Genomic DNA, 16,874 nt, shown 5'->3' with positions numbered 1-16,874 from the left:
CCGGCCTATCCGAAAAAGGAAAGGGCCTGCTTCCCCGGATGCAGGACTCTCCCAAGTCAACATCCGGGGACAGGCCCCTTTCTCCACGGAGTCGCTGGAAAATTAAGCGTTACAGCCGAAAGATGCCAGTCCCCTCCCATAAATAATTTCTTATGATATAGTAAAAACTGTACTTATACGATTTCAACGACATGCTTATTTTTACTTGACAATGTAGGAAAATGCGTTTATGCTGATATTACAGCTACCACACCCCAGGTGGGGTGTATGGGAACAGTAGAAAAAGTCTATCACTTTCTTACTATTTATGCTGCTGCCCAACAGCGGCGGAATGGAGACTGCTATGAAACAAAAATTTGATGTCACAGGTATGACCTGTTCGGCTTGCCAGGCGCATGTGGAAAAAGCTGCCGCTAAGGTCCCCGGCGTCAGGCAGGCCACGGTAAACCTGCTGCAAAACAATATGACGGTAGAATATGACGATGCTTCGGTCACACCGCAGGGCATCATTCAGGCCGTGGAGGATGCCGGTTACGAGGCGGTCCTACACACAAATGATGCCGGGAAGGTTAAGGCCGAACCCGTGAATCCGGCCCGGGAAGAATTAAAAAATATGAAGCACCGGCTGATCCTGTCCATTATCTTCTTCCTGCCCCTCTTCTATCTTTCCATGGGCCATATGATCGGGCTTCCGCTTCCGGGCTTTTTAGCCGGTCTGGAAAATGGAATCGCCTACGCCATGACCCAGTTCCTGCTGACCCTGCCTATTATGTATGTGAACCGCAAATACTATCGGGTCGGTTTCAAGACGCTGTTCCACGGAGCACCGAATATGGATTCCCTCATTGCGATCGGTTCCACCGCAGCGGTGATCTACGGCATCGTGGCGATCTATCAGATGGGCTGGGGGCTGGCCTATCAGGACTTCGACCTGGTCGCACGCTACCATATGGATCTGTATTTTGAGTCTGCCGGGACCATACTGACACTGATCACCCTGGGAAAATATCTGGAAACCCGTTCCAAAGGTAAGACCAGCGCCGCCATCGAGAAGCTGATTAATCTGGCGCCGAAAACAGCCACCGTCATCCGGAACGGCCAGGAGGAAGAAATTCTAACTTCAGATGTACAGATAGGCGATATTGTGGCGGTACGGCCGGGCAGCAGCATTCCTGTAGACGGCGTGATCACAAAGGGAGCCTCTTCGGTGGACCAGTCCGCCCTGACAGGTGAGAGCATTCCGGTCGAAAAAAAGGAGGGCGATTCCGTCATCGCGGCCACGATCAATAAAACCGGTTATTTTGAATTCGAAGCCAGAAAGGTAGGGGACGATACCACTCTGGCACAGATCATACAGCTGGTAGAAGAGGCCGCCGGTTCCAAAGCGCCGATCGCCAAACTGGCAGATAAGATCAGCGGTGTCTTTGTTCCCGTAGTTATTGTAATCGCTGTCCTGGCCGCCGGGATCTGGCTTCTATCCGGACAGAGCATCGAATTCGCCTTATCTGTGGGAATCGGAGTCCTGGTCATCTCCTGTCCCTGCGCGCTGGGCCTGGCGACTCCGGTAGCGATCATGGTGGGAACCGGAAAAGGAGCGGAGAACGGTATCCTGTTCAAGTCAGCGGAAGCCCTTGAAACTGCCCACCTGATCAAAACGGTTGTGCTCGACAAGACAGGAACCATAACAGAAGGCAGACCAAAGGTCACAGATCTGCTTCCGGCTCCGGGCGCCAGCGAAGACCGCCTGGCCCTGCTGGCCGCATCCCTGGAAGCCCCCAGTGAGCATCCTCTGTCCGAGGCAGTGGTCGGATACGCCGCTCAGCAAGGCTGGGAGCTGCTGCCTGTGGAAAACTTCCGCGCTCTCTCAGGCTTGGGCATCGAGGGTGAGATCGACCATGCTTCCTGTCTGGCTGGTAATCTGAAGCTCATGGAGCAGAACGGGATCGATTTCTCCTCCCTGCAAAAAGACGGCGAGCGTTTTTCGGAGGATGGAAAAACCCCGTTGTATTTCGCACAAAACAAAAAACCCTTAGGTATCATAGCCGTTGCGGATACCGTGAAACCCACCAGCCGGCAGGCTATCGAAGAATTCAAAAAGATGGGCATCGACGTGGTCATGCTGACCGGGGACAACCACAGAACCGCCGAGGCGATCCGCCGTCAGCTGGGAATCGACCGGGTGGTGGCCGAAGTCATGCCGCAGGACAAAGAGCGTGAAGTCCGCGCCCTGCAGGAAAAGGGCCATAAAGTCGCCATGATCGGTGATGGGATCAATGACGCCCCTGCCCTGGCCCGGGCTGACGTAGGGGTCGCCATTGGAGCCGGAACCGATGTGGCCATCGAATCCGCCGACGTAGTGCTGATGAAGAGCGATCTGCTGGATGCGGCCGCCGCAGTTCAGTTATCCCGGTCCGTTATCCGCAACATCAAAATGAATCTGTTCTGGGCATTTTTGTACAACACGATTGGAATCCCCCTGGCCGCCGGCCTGTTCTACCTGCCCTTCGGCTTAAAGCTCAACCCCATGTTCGGAGCTGCCGCCATGAGCTTAAGCTCTTTCTGCGTGGTAACCAACGCCCTGCGGCTGCGCTTCTTCAAGCCCAGCTTCACACGGCCGGACCCCGCTTTGGAAAACGGCGGGCAGGCCGCGCTTAACACCTGTCCAATCGAGAACGAGAATAACGCAGAACAAAATGATGGTCCATACCTGAATTCACGGCGCAGCAAAAGCGCTTCTGAAATAAAAAAGGAAAAGAAAAAAGGAGACGATGAAATGAAAAAAGTATTAACGGTAAACGGAATGATGTGTGCCCACTGCAAGGCAAATGTAGAAAAAGCCCTGAACGCCCTGGACGGCGTAGCATCCGCGGAGGTAAATCTGGAGGAAAAGACCGCCACTGTCGAGTTAAACTCCCAACTCTCCGATGAGGCTTTGAGCCAGGCCGTTACCGACGCCGGCTACGAAGTGGTATCGGTTCTATGAAAGCCGACAAAGCAACTGTCACCCGACTGCTAAAAACTGCGCGGGGACAGCTGGACGGCCTTTTAAAAATGGTGGAGGAGGACCGCTACTGTATCGACATTTCCACCCAGCTGTTAGCCACACAGGCCATTCTGCGCCGGGTAAACCGGGAGATTCTCAAAGAGCACATGAAAGGCTGTGTCAAGGAAGCTTTCGCCACAGGAGACGCGGACGAAAAGATCGATGAGATCCTCTCTCTTTTGGATAAAATGGACAAATAGGCTGCTGCCGGATTAATTTGATAGGAAATTAGGCAGCTGCCGGAATTAAACTGTGAAATGTACGTAACATGCTGAAAATGATATATGAAAAAACAGATATCCTGCAAGCTGGGTTACACAAAACGCAGCTTGCTGATATCTGTTTTTTTATTGTTTCGCTTCTTTTTAATCGGTTCACAGCGAGGCGTCCGGTGCAGGGATGTCCAGGGAAGCAATCCATGTTTCAATGGCTTGTGTCAAAATAAGCTGCTGCTGCAAAACAGCCATTCCTGTCGGGGGAATCCCCGGCAAATTTTCTTTTTCCCGAATATTCTCTTCCAAATAGGCCTTCAGAATTTTCACATTTTCCTCAATGCTTTTCACACATGATTTTTGTCCTTCCGGTGAGAGACCGGCCAGATTTACAATAACCGCGTTAAAATCCAGGAAAAATCGAATAGGCTGGGCGGAAATCTGAACCATCAGTTTTTCAAATTCTTTTTCTCCGGCATCTGTCAATGAATAGACAGCTTTCTCCGGCATTTTTCCCTCTTTTACCGTATTGCTTTTGATATATCCTTTTTCCTCAAGCTGGATCACTTTTTTATAGATCGAAGGGGTACTGATTTTCACCCATCTGGATATGTTACGGTACTCGACCAATTTTTGAATATCGTAGGCGCTTAACGCTTCATTTTTTAATATTCCCAGTACGATCAAATCAATGGTTGCCATAATTCCTCCTTTTTCCGTTGACAAATACTATAAATTATAGTAGTATAGACACCGCATCGTTTTACTGTAATTTATAGTACTATATTTTATATTTCATGTCAAGAGAAAGGGGAATTATAAACATGAACACAGGCAGCAAAAGACTAGAATTACTGGGGAGCGCAGCGGTGCCAAAGGCGCTCTTGGCCTTGGGCCTTCCTACAATGCTCGGTATGATGATCAACGCGTTATATAATCTGGCGGATGCCTATTTTGTGGGAGGACTGGGAACCAGCCAAATGGGCGCCATCACGGTCGCCTTTCCCCTCGGGCAGGTTGTGGTAGGAATCGGCTTATTGTTCGGTAATGGGGCCGCCTCCTATCTTTCCCGGTTATTGGGGCGCGGGAACATAGAAACCGCGAACAAAGCGGCCAGCACCGCCATTTACAGCGGCCTTTTTGTGGGGGCGGCAGTCATTATATGCTCTGTTCTTTTTATGAAACCGATTCTGCACCTTTTAGGCGCTTCAGAGACTGTTATGCCTTATGCCCTTACTTATACCGGTATCTATATCACCTTCTCCATTTTCAATGTATTCAATGTCACTATGAATAACATCGTGTCCAGCGAGGGCGCAGCCAAAACAACTATGTGCGTATTAATGACAGGCGCTGTACTGAATGTTCTGTTGGACCCGGTCTTTATCTACCTCTTGGACCTTGGTGTGGCGGGCGCCGCTATCGCCACAGCCATCTCCCAGGGTGTGTCTGCCCTGATGTATTTAGGGTATATCCTCAGGAAAAAAAGCTTATTCCGTTTTAGCATCCGGGATTATCGTTTATCGAAAGAGATCCTGTCTGAAATTTTAAAAATCGGTATTCCCACCCTGGCGTTCCAGCTTCTGACCAGCCTATCCATGACTATGATCAATGACGGGGCGAAATCGTATGGGGATTCTGCGCTTGCCGCCATGGGGCCGGTAACAAAAATCATGTCACTGGGAAGTCTGATGGTATTTGGATTCCTGAAAGGTCTGCAGCCCATCGCCGGCTACAGCTACGGGGCAAAAAAATATGACCGCTTACGCGAAGCGGTCAAAACTTCCATCCTCTGGTCAACCATATTTTGTGTGATCTTTGGTCTGGCCACCGCTGCCTTTTCCTCCGCAATTATATCAGTATTTACGAAAAACGATATGGAAATGATACGCATCGGCGGGACTGCTCTAAGGGTCAATGGTTTATCTTTCCTTCTGTTTGGCTTTTATACGGTATATTCCTCCCTGTTCCTCGCTATGGGAAAAGCAAAGGAGGGCTGTTTCCTGGGCGCCTGCAGGCAGGGGATCTGCTTTGTCCCTGTTATCCTGGTTCTGCCGGGGATTTGGGGATTACAGGGTATTCTGTATGCACAGCCGATTGCTGATGTGCTCTCCTCTTTTATCACTATTTTTATGGCTGTACATCTTCAAAAAGAGTTAACTCCAGAAAAAAGACTTTCATAATCTTTTATTACAGCTCTGAATATTATTTTCTTTTCCATAGCAGCATTCCATCACGAAAGCATATTTCCAGCTGCCCCTTGTTTAAGAGCCAGGAAAGATAGGAGCGTACAGTGCTTCCGACAAGAGCATATTGCTCAAAATTCATCTCAAGCCCATACCCGGCAAATAGTTTCTGCAGGATAGTTTCAAAGCAAAGCGAATCGCTGCACAGACTCACGATCCTTGCCGCAATTTCCATGACCTTATCCATGTTATACTGCGCTAAGGATTCCACATTTTTTGCCGCCTCTGCATGTGCCGGGACAAACATTTCTGCATTTAACGCTTTCACCTTTTCAAGGGTGGTCATGTAAGCGGCAACGTCGTAGATGAAACTAATCTGGTATTTATCCAGCGTCTCCTTGCTGGACAGGCAATCAGCTAAAAAGACCACATTGTCTGGTGTCCGGTAGCCAACCATATGGAAGAAATGTCCGGGCAGTTCAATCACTTCCCACCCGTCGGGCAGGGCAGCTTTCGTCAGATACTCCGCGTCGCTGTCCTGGGCGAGAAGGAACTTATGCTTCAATTCTTCAGGCGGAAATCCGCCGTACAAAAATGCAGGCTCCAGAATCGGGTGCCTTGTAAAATCGCACTCAATCCCCGGCGCAAATACTTTGCACCCGGTCTGATTCTGCAGATACTTATTGCCGCCAATATGATCGGCATTGGAATGTGTGTTGAATATCGCCTTCAGCGTCCAGCCATTGGCGTCCAAAATCTGCCGGACTTTTCTGCCCGCGTCCTTATCGTTGCCGCTGTCAATCAAACAAACCTCGTGTTCGCTGGTTTTTACAAGTCCAATTTTTGCAGGACTTTGAATATAGTAGCTTTGCGCCCCGATTTGATGTAATTCAAACATATTATACCCCGCCTTTCATTCTGGAATGACTCTGGATGCGCCTGATCCTGCGTCTGTTTATTTTAACACAGAGACTACATCGTCTGATATACCAAATGCCCGTGCTGCCATCTGGATTCCTTCCTCAATCTCTTCCCTTGAATAATCATGCTCTTCCAGATATCCGTCATCCAGCTGGTTCAGCCGGGTATAAAAATCCATAGCCATCTCGAAATAACTCAGATCATCCGTATGCATCTCATCAAACAGCATATTTTCAGCCTCATTGATCCGGCCGTCCTCCAATAACTGCAAAATCCGTTTATACAGAAAATCACCTTCCGTAAACTCTCCCTCATCCGGGAACTCATACATTACTGTATCCTTTCCCAGCAGAAGCTTAGCCAGCATCCGCACCAGATCATGGATCATGCGCATAATATAATCCTGTTCAAACATACGATTCACATCTCCTTCACCATTATGATAACTGTCCGGCAGCTCCACCGAATGATAAGCTATAATATACCACTTTACACTACAAATTGCCAGACCCTGCACAGCTTTAAAATAAGTCTTAAAATAAGTCCGGGAAAAGAGAGGGAAAAGAGCAGGAATAAATTTTTTTCTGGACAGTTCCTGCTATGTCGTGTACAATAATAAATGCAAACTGTAACTCATAATTTTACACTATACATAAGGAGGTTTCTATGTCCGCTCAATGGAAGAAACGTCTGCCCGGTCTGTGTATGCTGGCCGTCGGTATCGCATTTATCTGCCTGGGTATCCTGCGTGAAGAGAATCTGGTCGTGTTTAAGAAGGCGGCGGCGATCTGCCTGGAATGCATCGGCATAGGATAGGAGGGCACGAATTGATACAATCCATAAAAAACCACCTGCGCCTGTGGGTCCAACTGGGTTTCACCGCCCTGTCCAACGGGTATCTCGCAGGCTTTATCAAAGGCAAAATCTATACGGGGCCTTCCAAGCAGCTCTGTCTGCCGGGGCTTAACTGCTATTCCTGTCCCGGCGCTCTGGGTTCCTGCCCAATCGGTTCCCTGCAGGCGGTTCTGGGAAGCCGTGATTACAAAATGTCTTACTACGTGGTCGGTTTTCTCATCGCCGTGGGCGCACTGATCGGCCGGCTGGTCTGTGGATTTCTCTGCCCTTTCGGACTGGTCCAGGATTTGCTGCATAAGATCCCGTTCCCGGTTAAGAGAAAGAATCTTCCGGGAGATAAGGTGCTCCGCTATCTGAAATACGTCATTCTGGCCGTGTTTGTCATCTGGCTGCCGCTGTTCGTGGTCAACGTCGTAGGGCAGGGTTCCCCCTGGTTCTGCAAATGGATCTGTCCCTCCGGAACCCTCCTGGGCGGAATTCCGCTGGTATCTGCCAACCCGGGACTGCAGGAAAGCATCGGCTTTTTGTTCAGCTGGAAAATGTTTCTGCTGTTCATGATCCTGCTGTTATCGGTCATCAGTTACCGGCCCTTCTGTAAATACGTCTGCCCTCTCGGCGCCATATACGGCCTGTGTAATCCATGGTCCCTATATCATTACGAGGTGGATGCGGCCAAATGTACCCGGTGCAATGTGTGCAGACACACCTGCCAGATGGATATCGCCATCTGGCAGAAACCCAACAGCCCCGAATGCATCCGGTGCGGAGAATGTAAGAAAGCCTGCCCTCATCACGCCGTCAGCAGTGGATTTGCCGTCCGGGAGAAACAGCGTGAAACCGCCGGACAGGATTAAGGGATTCAGGATTCAGGTATGGGTTGATTATTTTTACAAAGTGGCATACAATGAAAAATGGTAATTTTGAATTTGATTTTATAACCAAAAGAGGAGAATGTTATGCATTATAAATTATTTACAATCGGCCCCATCACGATATACAGCTATGGTTTCATGATTGCCCTCGGTTTCCTGGCAGCGATTCTGCTGGCCATGTACCGTTCGAAAAAATATGACGTGGACGGAAATACGGTGATTGACCTTGCGCTTTGCTGCATTGTGGGCGGGCTTCTGGGCGCTAAACTGCTCTATCTGATTACCGATCTGCCGAATCTGATCCATTCCAAGAACCTGCTTTCCGACATCACCAACGGATTCGTCGTATACGGTGGTATACTGGGCGGTGTGCTGGCCTGCTATATTTACACCCGGCGCAAAAAAATCAATTTCCTGAGATGCCTGGATCTGATCGCGCCCTCCGTAGCCATCGGCCAGTGCCTGGGGCGCATCGGTTGCCTGATGGCAGGCTGCTGTTATGGACGGGAGACGACCTGTTCCATCGGTATCGTTTTTCAGAATTCACCAATGGCCCCCAACGGTATCCGGCTTCTGCCCACCCAGATCTTCTCCAGCGTCGGAGATCTGCTGCTGGCCGTCGTCCTGATCCTGTACGCGCGCCGCAAGCCGACAGACGGCAGGGTGATCAATCTGTACCTGATCCTGTATGGAGTCGGCCGCTTTATCATCGAAATCTTCCGGAACGATCCCCGTGGTAATGTAGGGTTCCTGTCGACTTCACAGTTCATCTCCATCTTCATCGTAATCTTCGGAATGATACAGTTATTCTGCCTCAACAAGCGGGACAAGCAGATTAAGGAGTCACAAAAAACCGAGGAATGATAACTCCTCTTCTATCTTTTTTATTTTAACGCTTCCACCAGCCCGATCTGCCTGGTCTTACCGGATAACAGAAAATTCACCCCCGCTGAGACCAGCAGAGTTCCCGAGGCCGACAAAAGCATCGACGTGAAAGATACATAGGGGATCATGTCCTGTGACTCTGATAAACTGCTGCACAGCGCAGCAAGTAATCCATATCCCAGGGGGATTCCCAGCAGTATCCCGGCTGCGGTAATCCAAAGATTCTGTTTCTGCAGGATACCGCGGATTCTTCGGGTCCGAAATCCCAGGACCTTCAGTGTGGCGATTTCCCTGGTTTTCTCGATAAAGGACAGCGCTCCCAGGTTGTATAAGACTACGGTTCCCAGGATTACAGCCGCCAGAATCAGGATTCCCACCATCAGGTACATGATTTCCATCGTCTCATTCATGGAGCTTTTCATATCTTCCAGGCTCTGAACTCCCAGAATTCCCTCCTGATCCCTCAGGCCGGCCTCCGGAATCTGATTTGTCAAAACCGCCGTGGGATGGAATACAAGATCTAATTTCTCATAAGTCTTACGCGTCATAGCGATCCCCTGCCCGGCAGGCACCCGGTAAATCTGCGAAATCCTGGACCGGCGCCAGGTGCTGTCGCCGATCAGATGCCAATTTATAAATTCTCCTTCCTCGGCGTCGAGAGCCTCCGCCATCTTATAGGAAAGAGCGATTCCCCCTTCTGTAAGCTGCACCTCCTGCTGCTTCGGATTCTGGAAATGATAATAGCTTCCGTCATCCACCGCGGTCAGCTGACCGGTCTTCGTAACGCCGTCCGCTTCAAACTCCACAGCTTTCTCCGCGATCAGCTGGCCGTCATACTGATCAGCCAGCTCCTGTCCCAGGTGAGGCCCGCCATGTTCATCCAGTAATATTTTCGTACGGTTGGTCATCAGTTCCTCAAAAGACCAGTCCGCCAGTGACCGAAAGGAGTCATAACATCCGAAGGCACAGATTAAAAGCATGGTACAGCCAGCCACGCCGATGACTCCCATAAGAGACCGTATCTTATTTCTGAGAATATCCCGGAGATTCCACTGGGAAGAAAAATTCATCCGCAGCCACAGTTTGCTTTTTTCCAGCACCGTATGCCTGATATGTTTCGGAGCCGGAGGCTTCAGCGTGTCCGCCGGAGACTCTTTTAACTGCTTTTGACAGGCCAGGAAACTGACCAGGGCGGATATCACAGCCACCAGCACAAGGCCTGCCGCGGACCGTGCGGAGAGTGAGCGATCCCAGGATGGCAGCAGATACATCCGGGAGAAATTGGTGAAGATCAGCTTTGGTATCAGCCAGTATCCCAGGACAGATCCCACAACCGCGCCCAGCACACTGATAAGAATCCCGTAGGATACATAATGCCGTGTTATTTTCTTTCTGGTAAATCCCAGCGCCTTCAGTGTCCCGATCTGCGTTCTCTGATTGGCGGTCATCCGTGTCATGGTCGTAATAATCCCCAGAACCGCTATAAACAGAAAAACAGAAGGGAATAGTATGCCCATCATTTTATGCTGTTCAATTTCCGAATCCAGCGTCTGATAGCTGCTCTGTTGATTCCGCTTGGTAATCACCAGATCTTCCCGGGCAAAAGACTGTACCAGCGCCTTTTTAACCGCAGAGATATTTGCTTCCTCCTGCACGTCTGCCAATATGGAATCATAACCCGGAAAATCCCCCGGGAATTCCTCCGGGTCCAGAAACCCATATCCATAACTGCCGTAATCCGGCAGCATCTCTGCCTGGTCCTCCGTGTAATATACGTATTCCGGGTTCTTTATAATCCCCCTGACCGGTTCCTGAAAATCCACAGATTCATAACGCAGTGTCAGGATATCCCCGATCTTAATTCCCTGCCGGAACGCGAACCTGTCATCGATCCAGATTCCCGGGGCCCCGGGCTGCCAGGGCGTTCCTTCCAGCAGCAGCATCCCCGACACTTCCTGATCCGAGATAAAATTCAGCTTCACAGATGGTTCACCCGACGCCATCTGTGCTTTCGCATCCACTGTCAGTCTCAGAGACGCCTTCTCCACACCCCTGGTCCGAAGGACACTGTCCTGATCCCTGTCTGTGAACAGACTGCCCTGCAGCCACAGATCTGCCAGATTCGTCTGCTCATAGTAGGTATCCGAAGACTTCCTAAGCCCGGTGGCCTCCGCGTCCAGCCCCACAAACACCAGCATGCCCATCAAAGACATCAGGAAGATAGATAAAAACTGTGTGCGGTTTTTCAAAAAATCTCTCCAAAGCTTACGTTTCAGCATTACCAGCTTACCTCATCCGCCGATTTTGGCTCTGTGTTGACGATGATTTCCTGTATCTGCCCGTTCCTCACCCGGATCACCTTATCCGCGATCCCGGCGAATGAACTGTTATGCGTCACCATCACGACGGTGCGTTTCTTCACGCGGCTCATCCATACCAGCAGTTTTAGGACTTCCCTTCCGGTCTCTGTATCCAGCGCTCCGGTCGGTTCGTCACATAACAAAAGCTTCGGCTTCTTCGCCAGGGCACGGGCAATCGAGGTACGCTGCTGCTCTCCGCCGGACATCTGTGAGGGAAATTGATGGATATGCTCCGATAGCCCCACAGCTCCCAGCGCTTCCAACGGGTCCATGGCATCCTCTTCCAGCTCCCGCATAAGGGCTACATTTTCATAGGCGGTCAACGTGGGAATCAGATTATAAAACTGGAATACAACGCCCACATTCCTGGCCCGGTAATCCGTCAGGGCGTCATCCGTATATCCAGTGATATCCTCCCCCTGGAACAGAATAGACCCGGAGGTAACCGTATCCATCCCCCCCAGCAGATTCAGCAGGGTACTTTTACCAGCTCCGCTGGGCCCCAGGATCACCACCATCTCACCTTCCCATATGGTTAGGTCCGCATCCTTCAGGGCATAGAAACTGCGTTCCCCGCTGTGATACTCCTTCGTGACATGCCGGAATTCAATCAGCGCTTTGTCCATAGGCCCGGTCTCCTTCCTGGCTGGCTTTCACTGGGTCTGTTATCACCTGTTCCCCTGTCTCAAGCCCCTCCGTGACCTGTATATAATCCTCTCCTGTAAGGCCTGTCACCAGATTCCGCCGTTTGATCCGGCCCTGCGATATCACATAGCAATAAAAACCGTCGTCGGTGTACAACGCCTCGGCCGGTATACGAAGGGTATCCTCATCCTCACCGGTCAGAATACTGACGTCCGCCTCCAATCCTATGTATACCTTATCGTCCGGCTGGTCTATATGGATATCCACACTGATCTGCGGTTTGTCCTCATCTTTTCCCGCGATACGGCTGATCCGCTCCACGCTGCCTGTGTATTCCCGGTCCGCCAGATGAACCGCTGCCTTCTGTCCGGCCGCCAGCTTTCCAACCACATACTTTGAGACATCCAGCTGCACGATACAGTCGGATGGGTCCAACAGGGTAAACAGCCGCGTCCCCTTCATGACCATCGCGCCTTCCTCCACTGCGATATCCGCCAGTATCCCGTTAAACTCCGCGATGATCCCCTCTTCTCCCTTCTGCAGATCTTCCCCGGCCAACTGGAGCTGAAGATGGGCCGCATCACTGGCTGCCTGCAGCTGATCCTTACCGCCGCTGTTCAGCCTGTTCGCATCCGCAGCAGAATGCTCTGACTGGTACTGGGTCCAGGAAGCCATATAAAGGGACAGCTGCGTCTGATGACTGCTCATCTGGGCACTGGTTCCCGGCACATCCAGACCGTCGTATTCGCTCTGAAGTTCCGCTAACTTCTCATTGAGCGCCGCCCTTGCCTGATCATCCGCCGCCATGCTCAGAGCCGACTGCACGCTGCTGATCCCGGCAGCTTTCTCTTCCGCCTCTGCCAGTATTTCCTGCAGTCCCGCGATAAAATTCTTCTCATCCCGGATCTGCTGCTCCAGCACATCCAGGGAAGTCTCAGAGTTTTTCACAATCATGGAACTTCTGGAATCAGACTGGACAGCATTTTTATATGCCCCCTCATCCGCTTTCACTGCCAGTGCCGCCTGCTCCGCCGCATTGGCCAGATCAGAAGTATCATAGGTGATCAGCTTCTCTCCCTGCCGGACAGAAGCGCCTTCCTCCCCTGTAAACTCCTGAACGGAAGCGGATACCTGGGCATAATACGCCTTCGTCCGGCCGCTCTTAATGGTTCCTGTGCCTTCCACCTTTTCCCGGACCTGTCCGCTGCTCACTGTCTCCGTATGTACGGTTACAGCAGAAAACCGATATCCCGCTGCACCCACCGCTGCGCAGACCACAACCGCCGCGCCAATCCACATTGCTGCCTTCTGTTTTTTCGTCATCTTCTCCCTCCTTCTCATAAACATGAAATTCATTTCACATTCATGATATCTCCCTTTTTGTCAGCTGTCAACCAGAATGTGAAATATATTTCATATTCTGTTCTGAATTTTTCTGCCGCTCCACATCAAAAATTCCCTGGACACCGGTCACACTGCTGTAATCCGAAGAACAGGATTTGACAACCCACCGCGAATTGTCTAAACTACAACTAAGCACATTGGGAAAAGGGCTGAAATAAAGCGTAAAAAACAATCCCATAGATTCATAGAAAGGAGCCGTATGGAAAAACAAAAGATCCGGGAGCCCAGGCAGCAGCGCTCCATCGAAAAAAAACAGAAAATAGCGGAAGCGGGCCTGGAGTTAATCTGTCGGAAAGGCTATTATCACACCAACACCGCGGAAATCGCCAAACTGGCTGGAGTATCCACAGGTATCGTCTACAGCTACTTCCGTGATAAAAAAGACATCCTTCTGGCCGCGCTTGAGCTGTACGCAGATCAGATCACCAGTCCGATGTTCCAAACCCTCAAGGAAATCAAGACCATCGAAAACCTGCCCGAGCTTCTGAGCCAAATCATAGATTCCTTTGCCGACAGCCATCGGGAAACGAAGTCCGCACATGAAGAACTGGGCGGGCTGGCTCACACAGATCCCGATGTCTACGCTCTTTTCCTGGAAGCAGAAAATCAAATCACCGCACAATTGACCGACATCATCACCAGCCTGTCCCTGGTATCCACGAACATCCAGGAAAAAGTCCACATGTCCTACCATCTCGTGGAAGACTACTGCCACGAGATCACCTTCCACAAACACGATTACCTCAATGCCCAGGCCCTGAAGCAGGAACTGATCCGGACCCTTTTATTCCTGCTCTCCGACCATCTCGCTGCCCCGCCCGAACTCTGACAGCAAAGCAAATTTTATTTCCCGACAGCCCCTGTATTCAGATACTTAAGCCGCCGCTTTTCTCATATATCGGGCTGTGCGCTTCCCACCGCCTTTAGATCCGTCTCTTTCTTCTGTTCCGTTCTAAGGGCTCTGGCCGCATTCAGTATCGCTATGACGGACACACCTACATCCGCGAATACCGCCTCCCACATATTCGCCACTCCAAAGGCCCCCAGGATCAGGAAAAATGCCTTAACGGCCAGTGCGAACACGATATTCTGGCGTACGATACGCAGGGTTTTTCTGGCTATCCGCACAGCTACTGCGATCTTAGACGGTTCATCATCCATCAGTACGATATCCGCTGCTTCGATGGCCGCGTCTGAACCCATAGCCCCCATGGCGATACCGATATCTGCCCGGGACAGGACCGGCGCATCATTGATTCCGTCTCCCACGAAGGCCAGCTGTTCTCTGCCGCTCCTGTTCTGCAGCAGTTCTTCCACTTTCTCGACTTTATCTCCCGGCAGCAGTTCTGTATACACCTGATCCAGACCCAGTTTGGAGGCCACTTCCTCTCCGACTTCCCTCCGGTCGCCGGTCAGCATCACGGTCTTTCTCACACCCGCTGCATTGAGGGCGGCGATCGCCGCTTTTGCATCCTCCTTGACCTCATCCGCTATGACGATACTGCCCGCGAACCTGTCATCCACAGCCACATAGACCACAGTGCCGGACGCTGTACATTCCTCATAAGCGATATCCATACGTTTCATCAGCTTCAGGTTTCCGGCTAAGACCCGGTGTCCATCGACTACAGCGGATACGCCGTGCCCGGAGATCTCTTCCACCTCCCCGATCCTTTCCGCGTCCATTTTCCTTCCATAAGCTTCTTTTAAGGACAGGGATATGGGGTGGTCCGAATAAGATTCAGCCAAAGCAGCGTACTCAAGCAGCTCCTCTTCCTTCATACCCGCCGGATGCAGCTTTGTGACTTTAAATACACCCTTCGTCAATGTTCCGGTTTTATCAAATACGATCGTAGTCATGTTCGCCAGCGCTTCCAGGTAGTTGCTCCCTTTTACCAGAATACCGCATTTGGACGCGCCGCCGATTCCTCCGAAGAAGCTTAAGGGAATCGAGATCACCAGCGCACACGGGCAGGAGATCACCAGGAATATGAGTGCCCTGTTCACCCAGTCACTCCAGGACAATCCCAGAAACAGGGGCGGGATAACCGCCAGTAACAGGGCCGCGATTACAACCACAGGCGTATAATATCTGGCAAATCTGGTAATGAAATTCTCTGCCTTCGCTTTCTTACTGCTGGCGTTTTCCACCAGATCCAAAATCTTGGCAACCGTGGATTCCTGAAACTCCCTGGCGACTTCGATCCGTAAAAGGCCGCTGGTGTTGATACATCCGCTGATCACATCGCTGCCGGAAACCACTTCTCTTGGCACCGATTCCCCGGTCAGGGCCGACGTATCAAGAAGCGATGTCCCCGTCACCACCTTACCGTCCAGCGGAACCCGCTCCCCGGCTTTCACGACGATGATATCGCCGATCCTGACTTCTTCCGGGTCCACCTGCTTAAGCCCGCCGTCCTCTTCGATATTCGCGTAATCCGGCCGGATATCCATAAGCTGGGTAATGGACTGCCTGGAACGGTTCACCGCGTAACTCTGGAATAGTTCACCAACCTGATAAAACAGCATTACCGCCACGCCTTCTGAATAGTCCCCGATTACCATTGCTCCCACGGTGGCGATTGACATGAGAAAGTTTTCATCAAACACTTCACCGTGCAGGATATTCCTCACAGCCTTCCACACGACATCCCCGCCAATGAGAAGATAAGGGATCAACATGATTCCTAACTGCCACCACAGCTGCCATTCCTCAGGAATCACCGCCGGCGTTGGCATCAGCCTAAAGACTCCTAGAAGGATTGCGCTTACGATGATCCGGGTCAACGTTTTTTTCTGTTTTTTCGTCATCTTTAACCTCCATGCGTGCGTCGTCCCGCACATGTAGGGATGGGGGAACATCTTTTTGTTCAACCTTTCCCTTACCTTCTGTACCGCAGTTCCTGCAGTGTATTCATCTATGAAACAGTTGAAGCAAGTTTTACAATTGAATCGTACAGTCCGGTTCCACTTTTTTGCAAACCCTGACGACTTCCTTCATAATATCCTGAAAACGGCCGTCCTCTGCATCGATTACCAGTTTCTGGGTCATAAAGCTTACCGTCGCATTATTCACCCCATGGATTTTATTGATCGCATTCTCCATCTTTGCCGCACAATTGGCACAATCCAGATCCTTTAACTGATATCTTTTCGTCATCGCTTTCTCCTCCTTATAATATGTTTTATTTTCGCATTCATACGCTTTTCTTCTTTATATCAATTCACTTTTTCATATGAATGATTGTTCATATATTATATTATGCGACAGCACGCGAATTGTCAAGAGGGAAAATATTTATTTATAGAGGGGACGTTACGATTCACGGCCATCTTTGGTAAATGGGGATTTTGAGAGGGGACTGGCACTTTTCGGTAGAAAAGCTAAATTTTCAAGTAACTGCGTAGAGAAAAGGGCCTGTCCCCGGATGTCGGCTTATCCGGGGAAATAAAGCGAGTGCTTCCCGAGTAGGATGGACCATTCCAGCCAA

The 16,874-nt window shown here is 50.7% G+C and carries 15 protein-coding genes; 7 read left to right on the top strand and 8 right to left on the bottom strand.

The annotated features are described in order from the left end of the window. Window positions 1–343: 343 nt before the first annotated feature. Complete coding sequence (locus tag ABC831_RS25630) at window positions 344–2,983, top strand: heavy metal translocating P-type ATPase (RefSeq protein ID WP_343250919.1); 2,640 nt, start codon at window positions 344–346, stop codon at window positions 2,981–2,983. Then, window positions 2,980–3,243 (top strand): metal-sensing transcriptional repressor, encoded by a 264-nt coding sequence (locus ABC831_RS25625; RefSeq protein WP_343250918.1) that lies wholly within the window; start codon window positions 2,980–2,982, stop codon window positions 3,241–3,243. Before ABC831_RS25630 ends, ABC831_RS25625 begins: the two co-directional genes overlap by 4 nt. Window positions 3,244–3,417: 174 nt before the next feature. Here ABC831_RS25625 and ABC831_RS25620 read toward each other — a convergent pair whose 3' ends face one another. Continuing rightward, entirely contained in the window at window positions 3,418–3,957 is a 540-nt protein-coding gene (locus ABC831_RS25620; protein WP_343250917.1) for a PadR family transcriptional regulator, read from the bottom strand. A gap of 122 nt (window positions 3,958–4,079) precedes the next feature. Here ABC831_RS25620 and ABC831_RS25615 point away from each other — a divergent pair, with 122 nt between their 5' ends. Beyond that, complete coding sequence (locus ABC831_RS25615; protein WP_343250916.1) at window positions 4,080–5,438, top strand: MATE family efflux transporter; 1,359 nt, start codon at window positions 4,080–4,082, stop codon at window positions 5,436–5,438. A 22-nt stretch (window positions 5,439–5,460) separates the two neighbouring features. Here ABC831_RS25615 and ABC831_RS25610 read toward each other — a convergent pair whose 3' ends face one another. Further along, the gene (locus ABC831_RS25610; protein WP_343250915.1) at window positions 5,461–6,339 is read right to left on the bottom strand and encodes an MBL fold metallo-hydrolase; all 879 of its coding nucleotides are present in this window, start codon (window positions 6,337–6,339) and stop codon (window positions 5,461–5,463) included. Window positions 6,340–6,396: 57 nt separating this feature from the next. After that, the gene (locus tag ABC831_RS25605) at window positions 6,397–6,777 is read right to left on the bottom strand and encodes a DUF6483 family protein (RefSeq protein WP_343250914.1); all 381 of its coding nucleotides are present in this window, start codon (window positions 6,775–6,777) and stop codon (window positions 6,397–6,399) included. Window positions 6,778–7,028: 251 nt separating this feature from the next. Between ABC831_RS25605 and ABC831_RS25600 the strand changes: the two genes are divergently transcribed. From ABC831_RS25600 to ABC831_RS25590, 3 genes are all read left to right on the top strand, one after another. Further along, window positions 7,029–7,178, top strand: a complete 150-nt coding sequence (locus tag ABC831_RS25600; protein ID WP_238722868.1) for a CD1871A family CXXC motif-containing protein — start codon at window positions 7,029–7,031, stop codon at window positions 7,176–7,178. Between the two features lie 11 nt (window positions 7,179–7,189). After that, window positions 7,190–8,071 (top strand): 4Fe-4S binding protein, encoded by an 882-nt coding sequence (locus ABC831_RS25595; protein WP_343250913.1) that lies wholly within the window; start codon window positions 7,190–7,192, stop codon window positions 8,069–8,071. Window positions 8,072–8,173: 102 nt separating this feature from the next. Beyond that, window positions 8,174–8,953 (top strand): prolipoprotein diacylglyceryl transferase, encoded by a 780-nt coding sequence (locus ABC831_RS25590; protein WP_343250912.1) that lies wholly within the window; start codon window positions 8,174–8,176, stop codon window positions 8,951–8,953. Window positions 8,954–8,973: 20 nt separating this feature from the next. On the opposite strand, the gene ABC831_RS25585 is transcribed toward ABC831_RS25590, so the two are convergent. The 3 genes from ABC831_RS25585 to ABC831_RS25575 are packed head-to-tail and all read right to left on the bottom strand — an operon-like array spanning window position 8,974 to window position 13,302. Next, entirely contained in the window at window positions 8,974–11,253 is a 2,280-nt protein-coding gene (locus ABC831_RS25585; protein WP_343250911.1) for an ABC transporter permease, read from the bottom strand. After that, window positions 11,253–11,960: an ABC transporter ATP-binding protein gene (locus ABC831_RS25580; RefSeq protein ID WP_343250910.1), complete on the bottom strand. Its 708-nt coding sequence runs from the start codon at window positions 11,958–11,960 to the stop codon at window positions 11,253–11,255. The genes ABC831_RS25585 and ABC831_RS25580 overlap by 1 nt, the downstream gene beginning before the upstream one ends. Beyond that, window positions 11,941–13,302, bottom strand: a complete 1,362-nt coding sequence (locus ABC831_RS25575) for an efflux RND transporter periplasmic adaptor subunit (protein WP_343250909.1) — start codon at window positions 13,300–13,302, stop codon at window positions 11,941–11,943. The genes ABC831_RS25580 and ABC831_RS25575 overlap by 20 nt, the downstream gene beginning before the upstream one ends. Before the next feature lie 280 nt (window positions 13,303–13,582). On the opposite strand from ABC831_RS25575, the gene ABC831_RS25570 reads away from it, so the two are divergent. Then, window positions 13,583–14,212: a TetR/AcrR family transcriptional regulator gene (locus tag ABC831_RS25570; RefSeq protein WP_343250908.1), complete on the top strand. Its 630-nt coding sequence runs from the start codon at window positions 13,583–13,585 to the stop codon at window positions 14,210–14,212. Window positions 14,213–14,274: 62 nt separating this feature from the next. Here ABC831_RS25570 and ABC831_RS25565 read toward each other — a convergent pair whose 3' ends face one another. Further along, the gene (locus tag ABC831_RS25565; protein ID WP_425524626.1) at window positions 14,275–16,122 is read right to left on the bottom strand and encodes a heavy metal translocating P-type ATPase; all 1,848 of its coding nucleotides are present in this window, start codon (window positions 16,120–16,122) and stop codon (window positions 14,275–14,277) included. A 202-nt stretch (window positions 16,123–16,324) separates the two neighbouring features. Then, a complete protein-coding gene (locus ABC831_RS25560) occupies window positions 16,325–16,543 on the bottom strand; it encodes a cation transporter (RefSeq protein ID WP_343250906.1) in 219 nt (72 codons plus the stop codon). Window positions 16,544–16,874 lie beyond the last annotated feature (331 nt).

Source organism: Diplocloster hominis (genome assembly GCF_032380655.1).
Taxonomy (GTDB): domain Bacteria; phylum Bacillota; class Clostridia; order Lachnospirales; family Lachnospiraceae; genus Diplocloster; species Diplocloster hominis.
Note: the sequence above shows the minus strand (reverse complement) of the source record. Positions and strands in the feature narration are given on the sequence as shown.

Excerpts from the sequence above, each read along its gene's own strand:
- ABC831_RS25630 (WP_343250919.1), top strand. The coding sequence starts at position 344 with ATGAAACAAAAATTTGATGTCACAGGTATGACCTGTTCGGCTTGCCAG.
- ABC831_RS25625 (WP_343250918.1), top strand. The coding sequence starts at position 2,980 with ATGAAAGCCGACAAAGCAACTGTCACCCGACTGCTAAAAACTGCGCGG.
- ABC831_RS25620 (WP_343250917.1), bottom strand. The coding sequence starts at position 3,957 with ATGGCAACCATTGATTTGATCGTACTGGGAATATTAAAAAATGAAGCG.
- ABC831_RS25615 (WP_343250916.1), top strand. The coding sequence starts at position 4,080 with ATGAACACAGGCAGCAAAAGACTAGAATTACTGGGGAGCGCAGCGGTG.
- ABC831_RS25610 (WP_343250915.1), bottom strand. The coding sequence starts at position 6,339 with ATGTTTGAATTACATCAAATCGGGGCGCAAAGCTACTATATTCAAAGT.
- ABC831_RS25605 (WP_343250914.1), bottom strand. The coding sequence starts at position 6,777 with ATGTTTGAACAGGATTATATTATGCGCATGATCCATGATCTGGTGCGG.
- ABC831_RS25600 (WP_238722868.1), top strand. The coding sequence starts at position 7,029 with ATGTCCGCTCAATGGAAGAAACGTCTGCCCGGTCTGTGTATGCTGGCC.
- ABC831_RS25590 (WP_343250912.1), top strand. The coding sequence starts at position 8,174 with ATGCATTATAAATTATTTACAATCGGCCCCATCACGATATACAGCTAT.
- ABC831_RS25585 (WP_343250911.1), bottom strand. The coding sequence starts at position 11,253 with ATGCTGAAACGTAAGCTTTGGAGAGATTTTTTGAAAAACCGCACACAG.
- ABC831_RS25580 (WP_343250910.1), bottom strand. The coding sequence starts at position 11,960 with ATGGACAAAGCGCTGATTGAATTCCGGCATGTCACGAAGGAGTATCAC.
- ABC831_RS25575 (WP_343250909.1), bottom strand. The coding sequence starts at position 13,302 with ATGACGAAAAAACAGAAGGCAGCAATGTGGATTGGCGCGGCGGTTGTG.
- ABC831_RS25570 (WP_343250908.1), top strand. The coding sequence starts at position 13,583 with ATGGAAAAACAAAAGATCCGGGAGCCCAGGCAGCAGCGCTCCATCGAA.
- ABC831_RS25565 (WP_425524626.1), bottom strand. The coding sequence starts at position 16,122 with ATGCCAACGCCGGCGGTGATTCCTGAGGAATGGCAGCTGTGGTGGCAG.
- ABC831_RS25560 (WP_343250906.1), bottom strand. The coding sequence starts at position 16,543 with ATGACGAAAAGATATCAGTTAAAGGATCTGGATTGTGCCAATTGTGCG.